The sequence below is a fragment of the Paenibacillus sp. YN15 genome (genome assembly GCF_003285005.1).
Taxonomy (GTDB): Bacteria; Bacillota; Bacilli; order Paenibacillales; family NBRC-103111; genus Paenibacillus_AR.
This window is the reverse complement of record NZ_QMFA01000046.1, coordinates 25819-44461: the sequence shown is the minus strand read 5'-3', so window position 1 is coordinate 44461 and position 18643 is coordinate 25819. Positions and strand designations below refer to the sequence as shown.

Sequence of the window (18643 nt, the reverse complement as noted above, 5' to 3'; positions counted from 1 at the left end):
CGGCCTATCCGTCCCCTCTGCTGCCCTCCTCTGACTGCTGCCGTTCCCGGCGGTACTGTCCGGGAGCTTGGCCATACCGCTTCCTGAAGGAGCGGGTGAAATAATTTTCATTGGGGAAGCCTGTCATGCGTCCGATTTCTGCAGCCGTATGGCGGGATTCCGCCAGAAGCTCCCTGGCCTTCTCCAGCCGCAGCCGCTGCACATAGGAAATCAGCGATTCTCCGGTTTTCTGCTTGAACAAGCGGCTCAGATAGTGCTCTTCCATGGCGACCATGCGGGACATGGCTCTCAGGGTAATCGGATTGCCATAATGCTGGTGGCAATATTCAATAATGCGGTTGATCTCCCCATGGTCGGTCAGCTTGCGGTCTGATCTGGTGCGGAGGGCAAGCAGCTGCTCCGTCCGCTCAAGCAGCAGAGACAGCAGCGCGGAATGGCTGGCTGCCTGCTCCGGGTCCAACAGACGGGAAACGGCCTCCCCCCGTCCGGCCAGGCTGGCAAACATCCGGTCCAGTCTGGCGGCGGTTTCCCGAATGGTCCCAAACCGGGCTGCCTGCTCCGCCATACTGTGCCAATAGGCGGTGAGCAGCTCCTTCACCCGGTCGGCGTTATGGCGCTCGAAGGCGGCGATAATCTCCCGTTCCTCCGACCAGGAGGGGGTAAAGGCGGCAGCTCCTTGGTCCCATGCGCTGTCCAAGGAGGCGCTGCGGGCTCTGCATTCCAGCAGGCCCGCTTCTTCACCGTACCAGCTCTGCGCCATCTGCCGGAGCTGCTCTTTCCATCTGTCTGCCAGACGGCCCGGGGCGAAGGGTTTGCTGTACAAGCCCCGGACAGGCAAAGCGCCCAAACGCTCCTCCGTCAGAGAGGCGGCGCCGGGAAACCAGAAGAAAAGGGTGGTCAGGCCTCCCCGGGTGTAGGAGCCGGTCCACAGCCTCCCCTCTCCGGAAATAATCCCCTGGCGAAGCAATTCCTCGGCAGACAAGCTGCTGCGGCCGGTGAACACTGTGATTAGCAGCATGTGTTTGAACGAAGGCATGCTCTCAGGGAGCACAGGGGCGAATGTATGCTCCCGGCTATGGATATGCTCCCACAGCTGGGAGTAATACCGGTCCAGAGCTTTTTGCAGCACCAGTTCTTTTTGCTCCATACTGGCGGACATCTCCCGCCCCACCTTGGTCAATGCCTCCTGAAGCTCGGCAATGCCCATGGACAGCTTCAGCATATAGCCACTGGCGCCATACTCCAGCGCCTTGCGGGCGTATTCGAATTCGTTCATGCAGGTCAGCATGATGAACTTGCTCTCCATGCCGGACTCCCGGGCGCTGCGCAGAAGCTCAAGGCCATTCATGAGGGGCATGGCAATGTCGGCGATGACCAGATCAGGCGCCAGCACCCTCATCTGCTCCAGAGCCTCCCGGCCGTTCCCGGCCTCCCCGCAGACGGAGAACCCCGCTTCCTCCCAATTTATCAGCTTGCGCAGCTTCTTCCGGACGAAGGGCTCATCCTCCACCAGCAGCACCTTCCACATCCTCTCCGCCTCCTTCCGCGTATGGATTTGAGATGAGAAGCGGCAGCGTAATCCGGGCCAATACCCCGCGGTTCAAGGCTTCAAGCGTCAGACTGCCTTCCGTGCGGAACAGAAGACGCAGCCGCTCCTCGATATTGGCCAGACCGATTCCCCTCCGCTTCCCGCGCCCAGCATAATCTGTACCGGCAGCCGCCTTGTTCCGTAGGAAGGCATCCCCACCCACGCTCTCCCCGCTCCGGTCCGCTTCCCGGACTATGTCCTCTGCGTCTCCGGCTCCCGCCCCCAGCCCCGTCCCGTTATCCTCCATCTCCATGATGAGCTCCCGCCCCCGGGCATAGACCCGGACTGTCACCCTGGCGTCCTCCGGCATGTGGGCAAAGCCGTGCTTCAGCGCATTCTCCATCAGCGGCTGAAGGCTAAGCTTGGGGACAAGGGCGTATTCCAGCCGGGAATCCACCTGGTAGTCCACCGCAACCAGTCCCTCATAGCGGTAATTCTGGATGTACATGTAGGCATGCATCAGCTCCAGCTCCTGCTTGAGGTGGATCAGCTCCACCTCCGAGTTCAGGGTCGTCTCCAGCAGCTTGCCCAGGGCGATGCAGATATCCGCCGTATCTGTATCCTCCTTGTCCAGAACGTTCCACTTAATCGTATTTAAGGTGTTCATCAAAAAATGGGGGTTCATGTGCGCAGCCAACATCCGGTAATGCAGCGCCTCCTTCTGCCGCTCCTCCTGCTTCAGGCGGAGAAGAAGTCCCTGAATGTCGTTCATCATGGTATTGAAGGTTACAGCAAGATCACGCATCTCTCCCGCAAAAGCGCCCTCCTGAACCCGTGTCTTCAGCTCCGCCTCCGCCGATTGGGCCATCTTGCGGCGAAGCAGGACAAGCGGCCGGGAAATGGCCGAGGCGATGAGGAAGGTAACGGCCACCAGGATCAAGGATACTGCCAGGAAGGTATAGAAGTATTGGCTGCGGATGGCGTTCATGTTCCCCAGATAATTATTCATGGGCAGGTAGGACAGCATATACCAGTTGAGATCATAGAAGAAGGTGCCTGAGACAATGGCGGTGCCCTCCTGGTCCAGCAGCTGGTTCAGCTCCCGGCCCTCCATGCCGGCAATAATATCCCTGACCAGGGCCGGGGCAATGGGCTTGCGGGAATCGCTCAGCCCCAGGGAGCGTCCCTCATGATCCACAATCTGATAGTTCTGCTGCAGCAGAAAGTTGCGGGATGTCTCCACCAGCCAGCTGTTGTACAGGAAGTCCATGCGAACATAACCCGCGGCCTCCCCCGCGCGGTTCTTCAATACCGCATACATGCGCAGAACCTCTCCCGACAGCCATTGGTACCCGCCCCCGGAGTCCAGCCCCGAGAAGGCCGGGTCTTGAATGAAGGACGTGTCCAAGCCTCCCCTTGGCTCCTCCCCGGACAGATACACATTTCCCTCTATATCGGCCATGGTCACCGCCACCTGACTGGGAAGACGGAGGGAGCCTGCCCGCTCTGCAGCATGGCTGAGGAGTCTGTAGCGCTCCCCCGGCTCCATGCTTGTCCCCAGGTCCAAAGCCTGCTGTGTAACAGGATCATTCTCCAGAAACAGATAATACCGGAACATGTCCGCAAATACGATGGCCAGCTCCGACTTCATCACCGTCAGCTGCTTTCCGGCCTTCTCCTGGAATTCCAGGGACAAGGAGGCCTCAATCCGCTGGTAGGCCATGATCTGCAGCAGAAAAAACGGCAGCAGAATGAACAGAACAACAGCGGCAATCAGCCGGTACTTTAATTTCTGCGGCCACAGCCTCCCCGCCAGCTTCACAACCGCCATGTCCCGTCCCCCCATGTTCCCCTCCCCTGCAACAAAACAGCCTGTCGGCTGTAAAGGAGGCAGCAACAGCGAGGGACCTCAATGGGCCCTTCGCTGCTTGCCAGGCTGCATATTTATTTGATAAAACCCATTTCTCCTAATTGCTTCAAGGCGCTGTCGATATAGATTTGGTACTTGAAGGTGGTGTCCAGCTTGCTCAGGAAGGCATCGAAGGTGTCCAGCTTGTTTTTGCCGAAGTAGAACTTCAGCAGCTCCTCTTCCTTGAAGCGGTCCGCATCCGCAGCATTATAGCCGTCAGGCAAGGTCACATAGCTGGAGTAGGTGTCGAAGGCCTTCACACGGTCATTGGCCTCAATATAGGGCACCTGGGCCGGAAACTTGGCGCTCAGATAGGAGCTTTCCGGACGTCCCGAGAACTGGTAGACCCAGGTATAGGCGGTTTCGGAGGCTTTATCCGTCAGAGAAATTTTACCGTTATCCAGCTTGTAATGAACATCCTTCAGCCCGAACTGCACCAGATTAAGACCGTCTCCCTTGGCCGTATAATTGAACAGCTCCCATATTTTCTCCAGCTTGGCCGGATTCTTCTCTATTGACTTGGGAACTGCCATATACCCGCTGGTGGCCGACTTTGCCTTTGTTGCCATGAAGTCGCCCCCGGGGCCCTTCAGATCACTGATCATGATCCATTCCGCCTTGGGATTGGCATCCTTCCATTTTTTTATTTCCTCATCCTTCATAATCCCCGTCCAGTTGGTAACCAGAATCCCCGCTTTGCCCTGAAAGGCTTTATCCCGGGATATGGTGCCCTTGTTGCTGGCAATCTCCGGATCTAGGCTGCCCGAATCAATCATCTTCTTGATGTAGCCCACGGCGTCCTTCATCTCCGGCTGGTACAGCCCGTGAACCATCTGTCCGTTCTTCAGATACAGGCCGTTGGCAACACCGTGCAGGGGCATTACCATACCGGTTACTGCCGACAAATCCGCGGTCAAGCCGAAGGTGTCGTTCTTGCCGTTGCCGTCCGGGTCCCGGGTGGTGAACGCCTTGGATACCTCCAGCAGCTCATCCAACGTCTTGGGCACCGGCAGCCCCAGATGGTCCAGCCAATCCTTGCGCACCCAGGGGACATTGTAATAGGTAGTGGGATTGAGCGTGATGGAGTATGCTTTGTCGCCGATCTTTCCCCGTTGGAACACGTCCTCGCCGATCAGTGCCTTCACATCGCCCAATTTATTCATATAGGGGGTCAGATCCAGCAGAAGCCCCCGTTTGGCATATTCCTGGTATTCATTTTTGCCGGGGAAACGAATGATGTCCGGCAGCTCATTCCCGGCAGCCCGAAGGTTCAGCTTCTGAATGAACTCATCGGCTGTGGTGACCAGGGTCAGATTAAGATCCGTGTTCAGCGCCTGATCCAATTCCCGTTTGACGAAATTGTCGCCAGGCAGAGCCAATCCCCAACCGGCCAGAAAGGCTTCAAGGGCAATCTTGGGGCCGTTGGCAGATGAAGCGCTTCCAGTTGCTCCCGGCGATACGGAGGCGGTTGCTGACCCGGCTTGGCCGGATTCCTCCCCGGAGCCGCCGCAAGCCGACAATAATACGCCCGCCCCCAGAGCCAACGCCAATACGCCAGATAAACGATTCGTCATTTTCATTGTTCTTATCCCCTTTTATCCATAATATATCATAATGGCTTGGACGTGAATTATCCTTTCAGCGCGCCGATGAGCATCCCCTTGGTAAGATGCTTCTGCACGAACGGGTAAACAACGATCACCGGCAGACAGGCGGCAATCACCGAGGCCATCTGCAGGGTGGTGGTAGGCAGGGTAACATCCACGCTGGTTTCGGGTCTGTCGGCTGCCATCAGCAGTCCCCGGACGATCACCTGCAGCGGATTCAGCTTCGGGTCCGTGATGTAGAAGACGGCGGAGAAGAAGACGTTCCAGTTGCCCACCAGGTAGAACAGTCCTACGGTCATCAGGACAGGAAGCGACAAGGGCAGAGCCAGGCGGGACAGCACGGTGAATTCCCCTGCTCCGTCCATCCGCGCGGATTCATACAGCTCCTCGGGCAAATTTTCGAAGAAGGTTTTCACCACCAGCACATTGAAGGTGGAGATGGCTCCCGGAATAATCATGGCCCACACGGTATTCAGCAGCCCCGTCTTCTGCACCACCAGGTAGGTGGGGATCAATCCTCCGCCGAACATCATGGTGAAGACGATCATGAAGATGAACAGGCTGCGTCCCATCAGCTTGCGGCGGCTCAGCGGAAAAGCCAGCAGCACCGTCAGGACCAGATTCAGGAAAGTGCCAACAGAAGCCACAAATATGGTGACGCCGAAGGCCCGGGGGATGGTCTCCATGCCGAACAGAATGCGATAGGCATCCAGGGTCAGCTTGCGGGGAAGCACCACGAAGCCGCCGTTGCGAAGCACCTCGCTGTACGGGGTCAGGGAAACCGACAGCACATACAGCAGCGGGAAAACGGAGATTATCCCGACGAAGATCAGCAGCGAATAGATCAGAATGTCAAAGTAGCGCTCAGACCCCCGGTTTACCATAAGCCTCCCCCCCACCTTCTGGCCAACGTGTTGGATAAATAAACAAGTGTCAGTCCAATCGCCGATTTGAATAATCCCACAGCGGTTGCCAGGCTGAAGTTCAATTGCTCCAGTCCCACCCGGTATACCCAGGTATCGATAATATCCGCCACCGGATACACTTGAATGTTGTACATGATATAGATTTGCTCAAATCCGGCGTCCAGTACAGAACCCAGACGCAGAATCAAGAGCAGAACAATGACGTTGCGGATACCCGGCAGGGTAATATGCCAGATCCGGCGCAGTCTTCCCGCACCGTCTATGCGGGCTGCGTCATACAGGGTGGTGTCGATGCCGGACATGGCTGCCAGATACACGATGGCGCCCCAGCCCAGGTCTTTCCACACATCCGTTCCCACCAGCACAGTCCGGAACAGCCCCGTTGAGCTTAGGAAAGGGATGGTGCTGTGTCCGCTCTCTGCCAGCCAGCGGTTGATCAGGCCGGAGGTTTCGGAGAAGAAGGCGATGCTGATGCCGTAGATGATGACCCAGGACAGGAAGTGGGGCATGTAGCTTAAGGTCTGGATCACACGGTTCAGCCACAGCACCCGTCCCTCGTGAATCAGGATAGCCAATGCGATGGATGGGATAATGCCCCAGAACATTTTGTACACACTAATGAGAAAGGTATTGGTAAGGAGCTGGGTGAAATAAGGGGACTCATAGAAAAACTGAAAGTGTCTGTACCAGGGGTCAGCCCAGGGACTGTGAAGAATGCCCTCCAGCAAATCATAATCCTTGAAGGCAATGACAATGCCGTACATGGGAATATATTTGAAGATCACATAATAGGCAATGCCGGGCAGCAGCATGAGATAGAGCGCCCGCATGCTCCACAGGTCCCTGGCAAACCGCAAGGCTGTTGACCTCCGCTTGCCGTGGGGTATGGCATGTGTTCCTGCAGCAGGCAGTTGGTTCATTGTTCGTCACCTCGCCATCCTTGAAGTTATATGGTCGGCAGCCGGCTCCGGAGGCTGATGCATTGCGCCCGGCTGCGTTCTGCCTTCATTATAGCTTCAGTCGGCCGGCCTCCGGCATGAACAGATTTACCTTCTTGATGGAACAGATTTATCTTCTTGCCGCTGCCTGCTGCATCAAGCCCCCCTGATCATCCCAGGCCAGGCTATTGCCCGGGAGCCTCAATCACCCCTTCATCATAGTCGTCGGCCAAATAGGAGCCATTGTCCAGCTCAAAGCTCAGATAACTCAGGCCAAAAAAGTTAACCTGCCCTTCGATCCGCAATATTCCCGCTCCCTTCTCCAGCAGCAGCCCCTCCACAAAGGTATGCCCGTATGTGGAGCCGGTGTATTCCACCTGGCGGTCTTGAATAAGGGGGGTATCATTCCAATAGATGCTGAACAGGGGCTTCTCCGCCGGAACGGAACGGGAGTTGGATGCCCACATGGCGAGCTTATATTCCCCATCCTCCTTCACTTGGGCGTCATAGGTCAGCCATTCTCCACTGCTTACGCCAACATCGTATTTGCCGCCGATGGTCGATGAGCTCCATATATCTACATCATCGTTTCTGTACACGCCTCCCGAATTTCCCGGCGTAGTATCGTAATAGGCCACGTTCTGGCCGCCTTGCCTGTAATCGGCCGCCCATAGGAGCATGGTTGTTGCGGAGGTGAACACGTTTTTGGGCAGGGTAATCAACCCTCTGCTGGCGGGAGTTTCATTCTCATGCCGGTAGGCCTCCTCCGTGCCGGCGCTGTCTATAATGCCTCGGGCATCGGCGTTCCAGCTGCCGTCAAGGACAAAGGTATTATTTTCAATAACAGTGGTGCTGGTCTTGTCTTCCACTACATTCGTTGTGGAGTAATTGTCGTGGATATAGTTGTTGCCCCCGTTATTGTTCAAGTAAATAAACTTGTTGACATTCTCCACCACATTGCGGTAGACCTCCATATATTTGCTGCCTTCATCCAGGTAAATGCCGGCATGGGAGCGGGGCGAGGCAACGAAGTAATTCTCGTAAATCTTGGTGCCTCTGATGGGGCCCAACGAATAGATGGGAGCGCCGTCATGCAGCAGGTACATGGTATTGGCCACTTTATTGTTGGAGATGGTGAAATTTCTGCATTCCGGAACATCCGCTCCCCAGCCCCAGCCGAAGGAAATGCCGGTGTAAGGCAGATCCGCCAGATCATTATTCCGGATGATGCAGGTGTCCACATAATACGCGCAAATTCCGGCCATTCCAAAGTACCCTTGGGCGATCCGGTGGATGGTGTTATTTTTGATCTTGATATTTTTGGGGCGTTCCTGTCCTGCTGCCATATTCTTGCCATGTTTGGAGCTGCCGACGCTGATGCCTCCGCCCATAAGGTCGCTGATGTAATTGCCGGTGAGGCTTATATTGCTGGCGCCGTTTTCCATTACAATGCCGGATGAGCCTTGATTCTTGATGACACAATTTCGGATTTGAATCCTGTTGGCTTGGTTAATGCTGATCTGGCCCGGCATCTCGAAGTTGGTGGTGGCCACCGGATCACCTGTCAAATCGATCATATTGCCCACTTGCCCGGAGACAAAGCCGTATTGGCTGACAAAGAAGAATTCCCCGTGCCGGAAATCGATATTCTCAATAATGATGTTCTCTGCCTTATTGGCGAGGCTTTCCCCTTGTATGCTCAGCAGCCCTTCTGTTTTGCCCACATAGCTCTCGGCAGTCTGAAGGTTCTCCGATTGCAGCGGGTAGTAATAGAGAGTTCTGGCGGTCTGGTCAAAATAAAATTCCCCGGGCTGATCCAACAATTCCCTGGCATTCTCGATATAAAACAGTCCAATGCCGGCCCGCACCGTGGCATACGGTTTGGTAGCCGCCAGATTCCAGGCGGGCTGTCTCATCTTGAATATATAGCTGTCTCCGTTATCGATAATCTCATCCACCGGCGTTCGCTGGTTCACCCATTCATTGGTCCAGGAAAGCTCAAGCCGGTTAACCTGGGTCAGATTGTTGGGGAAGTTTTTCTTGGAGACCACGAATCCGTCGGTGCTAAATGCGCTGCCTTCCTGGGAGTAGAGCTGGCTGACGAAATAGCCGTACTTGCTCTTGGCCCGCTGGGCGGGATAGCCGTTGATATACAGATTCCGCACATCCGCCACATTCGGAAGCTGCGCCTTGTAGATATAATTGTCAACCTGCTCCCAGCCCTCCACCTTCACGCCGCCGGTAAATACAGGCTTGTTGGCCGCATCCCCGCGCAGCACGACGTAATAGCCGTTTTTGCCGGAATGCTCGGAGGAGAACACCTCCGTCTGACTGACGGGATAGGTGCCGGATGCCACGTTGATCACGATATCCCCGTTCATCTGTTCGGTGAACCTGGCCGCTTCCTCCTTGGCTCTGCCTACCGTGCGGAAGGGCTGCTGCGCGCTGCCGCTCCCGGTATCGTCCCCGTCGGCGGCCACATACAGATTCATATAAACCGGACGGTTCTCTTCCTCATCTCCGTCATCTTCAACCGCAACGGGAACAAATTTTACCGCATCGAATCTGCCGTTCAGATTGCCCGAGCTGTCTTGTTTGGCAATCAAGGAGACTCTATCCGTTCCATATTGGCCGGTGAAGGAGTATCTGCCCAGGGAGACCCACTGCATGTCCACCTGGTCCAGCCCGCCCTGCTTGATATCAAACGGTGGATTTCCCGTGCCGAACCGGTGGGTAATCCTGGCCTGCATCACGGCGTTCCCGCTGTTTACTCTCGGTTTGTTGGCGAAAACCTCATATTCTCCGGACGCGAGCTTGGGATAGTAGTTCATGACGGCGTCGGAGGTGATATTCCGGACGTTGATCCCCATATGCCGGCCTCCAAGACCGTTGGCCTGCTCGAAGAGCGTGGCCGTTCCCTCACTGACCAGCTCCACCCTTCCCAGGCTGTTCTCCAGCTGGGAATCGTCCAGAATAACCGTACCGTCCGGTGATTTCACGAATTTCACCGCATCGAAATACGCCTGCTTGTCGGTGGATGTGCCCAGGATGACACTGTCTGTTCCGTCCCCGCTGAAATAATATTCTCCGATAGGGTACCAGACGCTCCCCCCGCTGTCCGTTTCGGAAACGGCGGAGGAATCCCGCCCCCAGTTGATGCCGCCCGAGCTTGTGTAGATATAATCATCCCGGTACACATGATAGACAACGGAGGTTACGCTCCCGGTTGCCAGCAGCTTCTTATGCAGATAGACCTTGTACCAGCCTGCACCGGGCAGCTTGGGATAATACCCGGCCTTCGCGGCAGGGGCTGCGGCGGATAATTTGACGCTTCCGATCACCCCGCCGTATCCGTTGGCATTCCCTGTTAGGGCAATCCTTGGATCAGCGACGGTTATTCCGTTTATATCCGGGTTATTGCGGCTGTTGTCGAAGGCGACGATAATCTCCGGTGTTCCTCCGCCCGCATCTCCCCCAGCCGCCTTTACAATGCCGGACCTGCCGGGTACAGCAGCAAACAACAGGGCTACAGCCAATACCAGGCTCATGATTCTTTTCATATCATCCAATCCTCCTCTATTCTGTTCAATTCCTATCGAGGTTCATCTTCTCCCTTCACAATTGCTCATCATAGCTCATCAGGATGACTCAGCCGCTGTCAGCAATCCAATGAAGCGCTTCCATAAATGTTCGCCGCAAGATGTATGCCACGCTGTTCCTCCCTTCCATGAACCGGATTCCGCCCTTATTATAACCTTGGCCCAACCGCTCCGGTATGAACAAATTTGTCATCTGCATAGAACAAATTTATCCGCTTTTACTCCCGCCTGCAGCCAGCCCTGCTTAAGCCGCATTGCCGGGAAACCCAAAAAGGGGCTGTCCCGAATGCCGCAATCACGGCTGCAGGACAACCCCTCTACAGTTAAGGGTCGTTATGGGTCAAGCAGCATGGAGGCAGCGTGCACCCCCGGTCAGTTATAATCGAACAATGCGGTCACCACGGCATCGGAGTCGGCTGCCAGCCTCACCCAGTGGGCGGCAAAGCCTTCCGGAAACACATGGATGAGCTTCTCGCCGGGAGCCACATGGAGGGTTTCGCAGCGCACCCAGGTACCATTCGCCTGAACATCCACTTCCACATGCACGGATACGGCCGTCTCGCCCTGATGGGAGAGCTCCAGCGTTTTGTGCCGGTAACCCCACATGAGATAAGGGTCGGACGGCTGCCCGGCCAGGACCGGGGTATGCAGCCATGGGCCGCCCCGGCCGGCAGGAGCGCCGAACCGGCGGAGATCGTCCACATTGCCGAACCATAAGCCTGCTTGGCCGTCTGCGGAATATACCACGTGGCGGCTTCCGTTGCTGTCAACAAACACCGGGCGCTCTTGGCCCTCTGTCACCAGGTCCACCCCGGACAGCACCAGCATGCCCCGCCAGGAGCAGAAGTCCCGGATCAGCTTGTTATGGGTGGTAACCGGCTGCAGCTTGCGCACGCCGCCGGAATGATTGTCCGGAACCTCATAGAATGTTCCATGCACATTCATGAGCTTCCGTTCCGTCACCACCTCGCGGATGCAGCGGCGGAACCCGTCGGCGGAGGCGCGGGCGAAGTCGGGATGGCCCTTGGGCAGACGGAGACGCTCTCCCTGCTCGGTACATACGATAAGCGACGCCGCATCCTCCTGTATCTGCCGGACGGGGGCACGGGTCTCCCGGAGGGCCGCTTCCAGCGCAGGGTTATCGACAGGCGATATCCGCATATCCGCGTCCACCTCATACAGCCCTCTGGCGGTAACCTTGCCCTCTTCATTCAGCACGGCGGTCGCCGCATGAAGGGGCAGGGACATATCATTGGAGGGGAAAAGAAGCGCCTCGCTTCTTGCTGCTGGCGGACGGACTCCCGCTTCGGTTATTCCCGCGGCAAGGCCCTTGTCTGCGGGAATGTCCTCGGCAGGAGTAAAGGCGAACCATGCCGTTACGCCGGAAGCCTTGGCGGCGGCACGGATTCGGACCCACTCCGCCTTCACGTCAGCCGGGAACAGGACCGGAGAATAGCCGCCCGCAGGAACCGTGATGCTCCTGTAGACCGTCCACTCTCCATGGCCGCTGCCATCCAGCTCAATGGTGAAGCTGGCCGCTTCCTTCTCCTGATGGGACAGGTGCAGCAGCCGCTGGCCGTAACCGGCGAAGTGGAACGGCTCGGATGCCTGGCCGGCCTGCACCTCTTCTTCCGCCCATACTCCGCCCCAGCCCTGGGGCTTGCCCCATTGCTTCAGCTCCTCCAGGGAGGTGAACAGCAGATTGGACTGACAGCGGCCTGCATCGGGGTTTCCCTGGATAGAGGTATCATTGCAGCCCATCACCAGTTGGCCGTTCCAGGTGTCGAAGTCCACAATCATCTTATGGTGGACGGCCAGGGGACGAATGCCTGCGGTGGCAGCGTGAGAGAAGGCGGGAGGGAACTCATAGAGCATGCCGAACATGTCCATCAGCCATTTCTCCGCTCCGATATCCCGGATGCGCGGCCATTCGGTGAACCAGCCGTTATCGGCGCTGTGGGTATAGCTGGCCATAGGCAGGCGGAACCGCTTCCAGCTCCCGTTGTCGCAGACATTCAACAGCACGGATTTATGGTCCCAGCCCAGGGCCCACAAGGGAGCTTCGTCATCCGGAGCGCCGTACAAGCCCCCGGGACCTGTAATCTCCGTGTATTTGTTGGCATCCACGATGGTCCAGCTCTCGCTTTTGCCCGGATCGCCCTGTCCTTGCCACTCTGCCAGCACGCCGCCATTGCCATTGTTGGACACCGCCAGCCGTCCCTGGCCGCTGTAAGCCCCCTTGCCGTGAACACCGGGAAGGAAGTGGGGCCAGCCGCGGATATCGTTGGGGTCCTGGTACAGAACGGTAACCTGCAGCGTATGAACATCCACCTCGTACAGGCCCGACTCCATGGTGTAGAAGATCACCTTGTTCGCCGGATCGCTCAGATGCCGGGCCACTCCCGTCAACCGCCCGGACATCTTTGCCGGGTCCACGGTGCGCACCTGGCCGGACCGGTCAATAAAGTACGGCCCGATAATCAGCTGCTCCGATTCCCGGTGAATCATCCGGTTGGCATGGGTGCCCCCCACGCTGCCCGAATAAACCTCCACAGACAGCTTCTCATCCAGCGCAAACAGCTTGTCATGACTGCCGTGAGGCTTATGGGCAGGGTAGGTCAGGTACCACAGCTTGCCGGCCCAAGGCACAACTGCGCCTGTTCCGCATTCCCACTCCTCCACCTCCGGACTGCCGTTGGTCCAGGCCAGATGGGGATATACGCCGCTGAAGCTTTGCTTTTTCGAGGTTGCCGCTTCCTGGGAAATCATGTGCATCACCTTTTTCCGTTTTGTTACTTACACGAGTAAGTTTAACTGATTTGTTTTCTTGCCGCAAACCTGATTTTGGCGGTAAAAACCGGACTTATGGCCCGTTTTCATCAGAATGCTTCGTTTATACGCCTTTTCTTACTCGTGTAAGTAAAATTGTTGTGCAAGCTGAAGCGACCTGATATCATAGAGAAAAATCCACTTGGACAGCGGGGAAAACAGGATGGCCAGTCGCAAGGATGTGGCGGAGCGGGCAGGGGTATCGGCTGCTGCTGTGTCCTATGTTCTAAACAACAAGGCGGGAGTAAGCGAAAGCACCCGCAGAAAAGTATGGGCGGCGATTGAGGAGCTGGGCTATGCCCCCAGCCACGCGGCCCGTTCACTGAAAACCCGGAAAACCTATAATCTGACCGTGCTGGTCAATTATCTGGGTGATCCCTTTGAGGCCGGCCTGTTGAATCATCTGGAAGAGAAGGCCCGGGAGAAAGGGTATTTCATCCACTTCCAAACCTATTATCCGGGGATCGAGAAGGATCTCCGCCGCTCTGTTCCCGGGAGAATAGACGGTCTTCTGCTTCTGGGGCAAGTCCTTCAGCCGGAAACATGGAGCATGCTTGAGGAGGAGGGGATTCCCGTTGTATCCGTGACCCGTGCCGGGGAAATCCGCCAAGATACGGCATGGGTGGATGTGGACTGGGAAGACGGGATGGAGAAGCTCATCAGCCACCTGGCGGAACAAGGACACCGCCGCATCGCGCTCATGGCCAATGGTTCCCCTAACCACCCCCACGCCTACAGGCTTGACGCCTTTTTCGAAGGGATGAGAAAACAGGGGCTTCCCATGGGCGCGGAGGACATTCTTTATGGAAAGGGACGGTTGGAGCAGGCCCGGGAGGCGATGGCAGCCTATATTCAGGCGGGAAGGTTAGGAAGCCATTCTGCCTTCATTGCCGTCTCCGATCTTATGGCCGCAGGCGTGCTGGCTGCCTGCCGGGAGGCTGGAGTGGCTGTTCCCGGACAGGTAAGCATTGCCGGATGCGAGAATATTCTGATGAGCTATCAAACTACACCGGCGGTTACTGTCCTGAATGTATACCGACTCGAACTGGCCTCCCGCGCGGTTGACCTCATGATTAAGCTCCTGAACGGAGAAACGGCGTCCAACTCTGTCCTCCAGGCGCCGCTTCTGATCCGTGCTTCCAGCGACAGGCAAGCGGCCGGCAGAGAGGAACGGGAAAATTAAGCAGAGACATCGGAAAACCGGAAGGTCCGCACCGCCAGAGCCAGCGCTGCCGCCAGCAGAAGCACAAGCAGCCCCAGGCTGGCAAGCCATGGGCCTGCGTCAAGGGCCAAGGCGCTGCGCAGCCCGTTAAGAAACCATTGGAACGGGTTGAACCGGGAGGCCGTTTGCAGCCACGCCGGAGCCTTCTCCAAAGCGTAGAATCCGTCGCTTATAAAAAACAGCGGCATCGCAGCTACATTGGTAACCATGCTGGCATGGGATTCTGTCCGGCAGAAGCTGGAGACGAAGAAGCTGAGGAGCACATACCCCAGGGCTGCCAACAGTCCGGAAGGAAGCAGCATAAGCAGGGATAACAGCCGGATGTCCAGTTGGAAGGCGATTGTCCCCGTCCCCAGAACAAGCAGGCCGCAGAACAGCGAAACCAGTGTCCACGCCCCCGAAACTCCGCAAATATATTGCCACAGAGGCATAGGCGTTACCCGCAGCAGATTGTATACGCCCCTCCGGCGTTGTCCCAGAATGGCAAAGGAGGTTGTGGAAAAGGCGTAAAACAGCATGCTTACCGCCATCATGCCGGTCATGATGTGCAGCGGATATTCGGGGCGGCCAATCAGCAGCCCCAGCCCGATGGTGCCTCCCACAGGCAGCAAAATAGACCAGAACAACAAATACGGATCACGGGCGGCGGCTTTCAGCGTTAAGGCAAATATGGTTTTCATTATATGTTCATCCCCTCTTGTTCAAAATCAAGCTTCCGTCAATTTCAGGTACAGCTCCTCCAAATGCTCTACGCCATGCTCCTGTTTGAGGGCGGCAGGCTCCCCATCGGCGGCAACACGGCCGCCCCGGATAAAAATAACCTGATCCGCTGTCCGCTCCACCTCCTCCATATCGTGGGAAGAGAATAAGACGGTCCGGCTGCCGTTGGCGGCCATGGAGCGGATCAATTGCCGGATCTCATGGCTGGCCCGCGGATCAAGTCCCGCCGCGGGTTCATCCAGCACAATCAGCTGGGGGTGATGCAGCGTTGTGACCGCCAGAGCCAGCCGTTTTTGCTGCCCCAGGGACAGCCGCGCGGCGGGAGTTTTTCCCGTATCCGCCAGACCGCACTCTGCAAGCTTTTCCCGCAGCTGGGATCTGTTAAGCCTGACGCGGTACATGGCGGCAAACAGCGCCAGATTCTCCTCCGCCGTGTACCCCTCGAAGAACGGAGTGGCCTGAAGCTGCACTCCCATATGGGCGCGGTAATCCTCACGCCAATGGGTCACCGTACCTCCATCCGGCTTGATTATTCCCGCCAGCATGGAGATGATGGTGGATTTGCCAGCGCCGTTGGGCCCGATCATGGCAATCACCTTCCCTTGCCCAATGGTCAGATCAATTCCTTTGATAACATGGCGGCGCCGAAAGCTTTTGGTCAGGGAGCAGGCTGTAATTAAGTTCATGGGGAACACTCCTTTTTGTTTGTTCAATATATTTTATACAACGTTGAGTATGTGGCTATTTTTTTCTCCCTCCTGGGGAGGGAGAGAGAACTGCAATTATGCATTTACCAGTTGAATCACGTTGGAGATCATGTCCTGCTGCTGGCGGATAATGGCGAACATATTGTCGAAAATCAGCCGAGTCATGGGAGGAAGCTCGCCGCCCAGAGCTGCGGTTTTCTCATGAAGCCCCTGCTGGAGGCTGCGGTATTCCTGCTCCAACCGGGCCGCTTGCTGCTCCAAGGCAGCCAATGCCTCCTCCTTGGGCAATTGATGCACGTAGGACAGCCCCGCGTAGAGGGTGGAGGGGTACGCAACAGAGGATGCCTGCAGCGCATCCCGGGCAAGCTGCTTCAGAGACAGACGGCCTTGCTCCGTAATCCGGTACACAGCCTTTTGCCGGTGGCCCGTCTGCTCAATGCTGCTTACCTCCACCAGACCCTCCGCTTCCATCTTCTTCAGGGCGTGATAGATGGAGCCCACCAGCACGCCGCCCCAACGCTCCGCATCCGTCAGCTTAAACATCTGCTGAATATCATAACCCGACATAGGCTGCACATCCAAAAGTCCCAGCACCAGCAATCTGGTCAAACTTGACTCACCCCTTCAATACTCTATATTGAGCATTATGCATTGAGTAAAGGAATTCGTCAAGAGGCATCCTTCGGGCTTCCTGCATCATGCGGCTCATTTAGCGGACTCTGATTCCGTTATTTCGCAAAAATCGGCCCTTTTTGCCCCGGAGCGGACACAGAATCCGCTAAGCGCGAAAAACCAGAGGTTTCCCATGCTTCTGGAGCAAAATAACGAATCGTCTGTCCGCGAAAATCCGCAAAAGGCCCAAAAGAGCAAAATAACGGATCGTCTGTCCGCGGCCATCGGACACTCTGTATCGCCTCTGGCATATTTATGGGGCTGCAGAACCTTATCCTTCCCGGGAAGGAAGCTGCACAATGTTGGAGCAGTACAGCTCCTGGGTAGTGCCCGGGACGGTGGACAGCACCAGCTTGACCCCCTCCGATCCCGTTCCCGCAGAGGCCTGCACCTGCCGGTCATGATGCTCAAGCTCCACCTCGGGAAGGTTGCCGGTTTCGTTAAGGGACAGGGCAAACAGCCATACCGCCCGGGAAACCTGATGAACGTCGAAAAGCCTCTCCTCACCGGAGTAAATCACATAATCAAGATACAGCCCTTCCCCATCCCTGGAGATTGCCAGCCGCAGCTCTCCATAATCCAACTCCTCCAGCACCAGCTTCACCGCCAGTTGCACGCGCAAAAGCTCTATTCAGACAATTGCAGCGTTCTTAGAATAACCGTCACCGCTTCGGCCCGGGTGCTGTTGGCCTGCGGCTTCATAGTGCCGTCCTCATAGCCGTTGACCAAGCCTGCTGCCGAAGCGGCGGCAAGCGCCTCCTGCGCCCAAGCGGAAATATCGGCGCTGTCCGCAAACCCGGCACTCCCGGAGGCCGGACCGATTCCGGCGGCGCGGATGACGATGGCAGCCATTTGCTCCCGGGTGATGAGCGCGTCCGGACGGAAAGTGCCGTCTTCATAACCCTGAATCACTCCCAGCGCCGAGGCTGTGGCAATCTCCTGCCCGGCCCAATGGCCGGACGTGTCGGGGAAATTGCCGCCGCCCTGCCCTTGGAGATGAAACGCCTGGACAATGAGCGTGATGAACTCGGCCCGGGTAATGGCGGCATCCGGCTTGAAGGTGCTGTCCGGATAACCATGGATCACACCGGCTTCGGCCAATTGGCGGATTGCCGCTTCAGCCCAGTGTCCCCGGATGTCGGGCAGCTCCGCAACCGCCGGAGCACTTGCCGCTTTATCCGCCGCAAATACGGCGAACTTGGCAAAATGGCTGACTGTCCCGGAGGCTGTCGCCTGGGCGGCATCCACCTTCAGGTCATCCAACGGCACCCATTGGCGGGTTTGCTCATTCAGCCAATACACGCCCACAGCCGTTTTCGTGAAGTCCACACCGCTTTTGTCAAACGGCAGAGTGATCACAACAGGCTTGGCAAAATCGCCGCTTTTGTCCTTCTTGATCTCGTATACGCCACTCAGCAGCTGCAATTGGGGAGCTGCGGGCAGAGTCGAGGTATCGCCGACTTGATCGACGGTTATCCGGATGCTGCCGTCCGCCGCTCCAGCCGGAACGCTGATTTGCACCCCGTTGACCGTGAGACTTCCCCCCGTGGCGGCGTTAATGATGCCGCTATTCACCGGCAACCCCCCGCCTCCTCCTCCCGGAGCATCAGTCTCAGCGGGAGGGGGAACGTCGGAGCCTCCTACGGTGAAGGCTTTGGCCTCCGGTGGTGCGCCTGCGCCTCCCACATAAGCGATATAAGCGCCATCTGCCAGCTCGTAAGGGCCAAAGGAATAGCTGCCGCCGGTCCCGGCCTGCACCTCATCCGCCAAAATATTGCGTTTGGCCTCATCCGCCAGCCGCAGAGTTATGGTTTTGCCGGCATGGGCGGAGCTGCCTCCAGTGACCGTCGCCCGGTTGCCGTTGACGGCTACGGCAATGCCGTATGAGTCCGACGCCAACGCAGACGCGGGAAGGTAGACGGCGGCCAGCATCAATGCCAGCACAAGCAAGTATATTTTTTTCAAATCGGACCTCCTCCTCTCCAG

At 57.0% G+C, this 18643-nt stretch carries 13 protein-coding genes; 1 reads left to right on the top strand and 12 read right to left on the bottom strand.

Features of this window, described 5'->3' with window-relative positions; translation table 11 throughout:
* Positions 1 to 4 precede the first annotated feature (4 nt).
* The 7 genes from DQG13_RS31000 to DQG13_RS25940 all read right to left on the bottom strand — a co-directional run bounded on the left by DQG13_RS31000 (position 5) and on the right by DQG13_RS25940 (position 13276).
* Positions 5 to 1528: a response regulator gene (locus DQG13_RS31000; protein ID WP_181593003.1), complete on the bottom strand. Its 1524-nt coding sequence runs from the start codon at positions 1526 to 1528 to the stop codon at positions 5 to 7.
* Positions 1500 to 3359, bottom strand: a complete 1860-nt coding sequence (locus DQG13_RS25965) for a sensor histidine kinase (RefSeq protein WP_181593002.1) — start codon at positions 3357 to 3359, stop codon at positions 1500 to 1502. The genes DQG13_RS31000 and DQG13_RS25965 overlap by 29 nt, the downstream gene beginning before the upstream one ends.
* 113 nt (positions 3360 to 3472) lie before the next feature.
* Positions 3473 to 5017 (bottom strand): type 2 periplasmic-binding domain-containing protein, encoded by a 1545-nt coding sequence (locus DQG13_RS25960; protein ID WP_113023093.1) that lies wholly within the window; start codon positions 5015 to 5017, stop codon positions 3473 to 3475.
* Positions 5018 to 5067: 50 nt separating this feature from the next.
* The gene (locus tag DQG13_RS25955; protein WP_113023092.1) at positions 5068 to 5928 is read right to left on the bottom strand and encodes a carbohydrate ABC transporter permease; all 861 of its coding nucleotides are present in this window, start codon (positions 5926 to 5928) and stop codon (positions 5068 to 5070) included.
* A complete protein-coding gene (locus DQG13_RS25950) occupies positions 5922 to 6890 on the bottom strand; it encodes an ABC transporter permease (protein WP_113023091.1) in 969 nt (322 codons plus the stop codon). The genes DQG13_RS25955 and DQG13_RS25950 overlap by 7 nt, the downstream gene beginning before the upstream one ends.
* Before the next feature lie 203 nt (positions 6891 to 7093).
* Positions 7094 to 10468, bottom strand: coding sequence for a right-handed parallel beta-helix repeat-containing protein (locus tag DQG13_RS25945; RefSeq protein WP_113023090.1), 3375 nt, complete (start codon positions 10466 to 10468; stop codon positions 7094 to 7096).
* A gap of 411 nt (positions 10469 to 10879) precedes the next feature.
* Entirely contained in the window at positions 10880 to 13276 is a 2397-nt protein-coding gene (locus DQG13_RS25940) for a hypothetical protein (protein WP_113023089.1), read from the bottom strand.
* 223 nt (positions 13277 to 13499) lie between these two features.
* On the opposite strand from DQG13_RS25940, the gene DQG13_RS25935 reads away from it, so the two are divergent.
* Positions 13500 to 14519: a LacI family DNA-binding transcriptional regulator gene (locus DQG13_RS25935; RefSeq protein WP_146767206.1), complete on the top strand. Its 1020-nt coding sequence runs from the start codon at positions 13500 to 13502 to the stop codon at positions 14517 to 14519.
* Here DQG13_RS25935 and DQG13_RS25930 read toward each other — a convergent pair.
* The 5 genes from DQG13_RS25930 to DQG13_RS25910 all read right to left on the bottom strand — a co-directional run bounded on the left by DQG13_RS25930 (position 14516) and on the right by DQG13_RS25910 (position 18622).
* On the bottom strand, positions 14516 to 15238 hold the full coding sequence (locus tag DQG13_RS25930; RefSeq protein ID WP_113023087.1) for an ABC transporter permease: 723 nt from the start codon (positions 15236 to 15238) through the stop codon (positions 14516 to 14518). The two genes, DQG13_RS25935 and DQG13_RS25930, sit on opposite strands and share 4 nt — an antisense overlap.
* 27 nt (positions 15239 to 15265) lie before the next feature.
* Complete coding sequence (locus tag DQG13_RS25925) at positions 15266 to 15964, bottom strand: ABC transporter ATP-binding protein (RefSeq protein ID WP_113023086.1); 699 nt, start codon at positions 15962 to 15964, stop codon at positions 15266 to 15268.
* A 96-nt stretch (positions 15965 to 16060) separates the two neighbouring features.
* Positions 16061 to 16594: a PadR family transcriptional regulator gene (locus DQG13_RS25920; RefSeq protein ID WP_113023085.1), complete on the bottom strand. Its 534-nt coding sequence runs from the start codon at positions 16592 to 16594 to the stop codon at positions 16061 to 16063.
* A gap of 334 nt (positions 16595 to 16928) precedes the next feature.
* Entirely contained in the window at positions 16929 to 17273 is a 345-nt protein-coding gene (locus DQG13_RS25915; protein WP_113023084.1) for a hypothetical protein, read from the bottom strand.
* Between the two features lie 11 nt (positions 17274 to 17284).
* Complete coding sequence (locus DQG13_RS25910; RefSeq protein WP_113023083.1) at positions 17285 to 18622, bottom strand: S-layer homology domain-containing protein; 1338 nt, start codon at positions 18620 to 18622, stop codon at positions 17285 to 17287.
* Positions 18623 to 18643 lie beyond the last annotated feature (21 nt).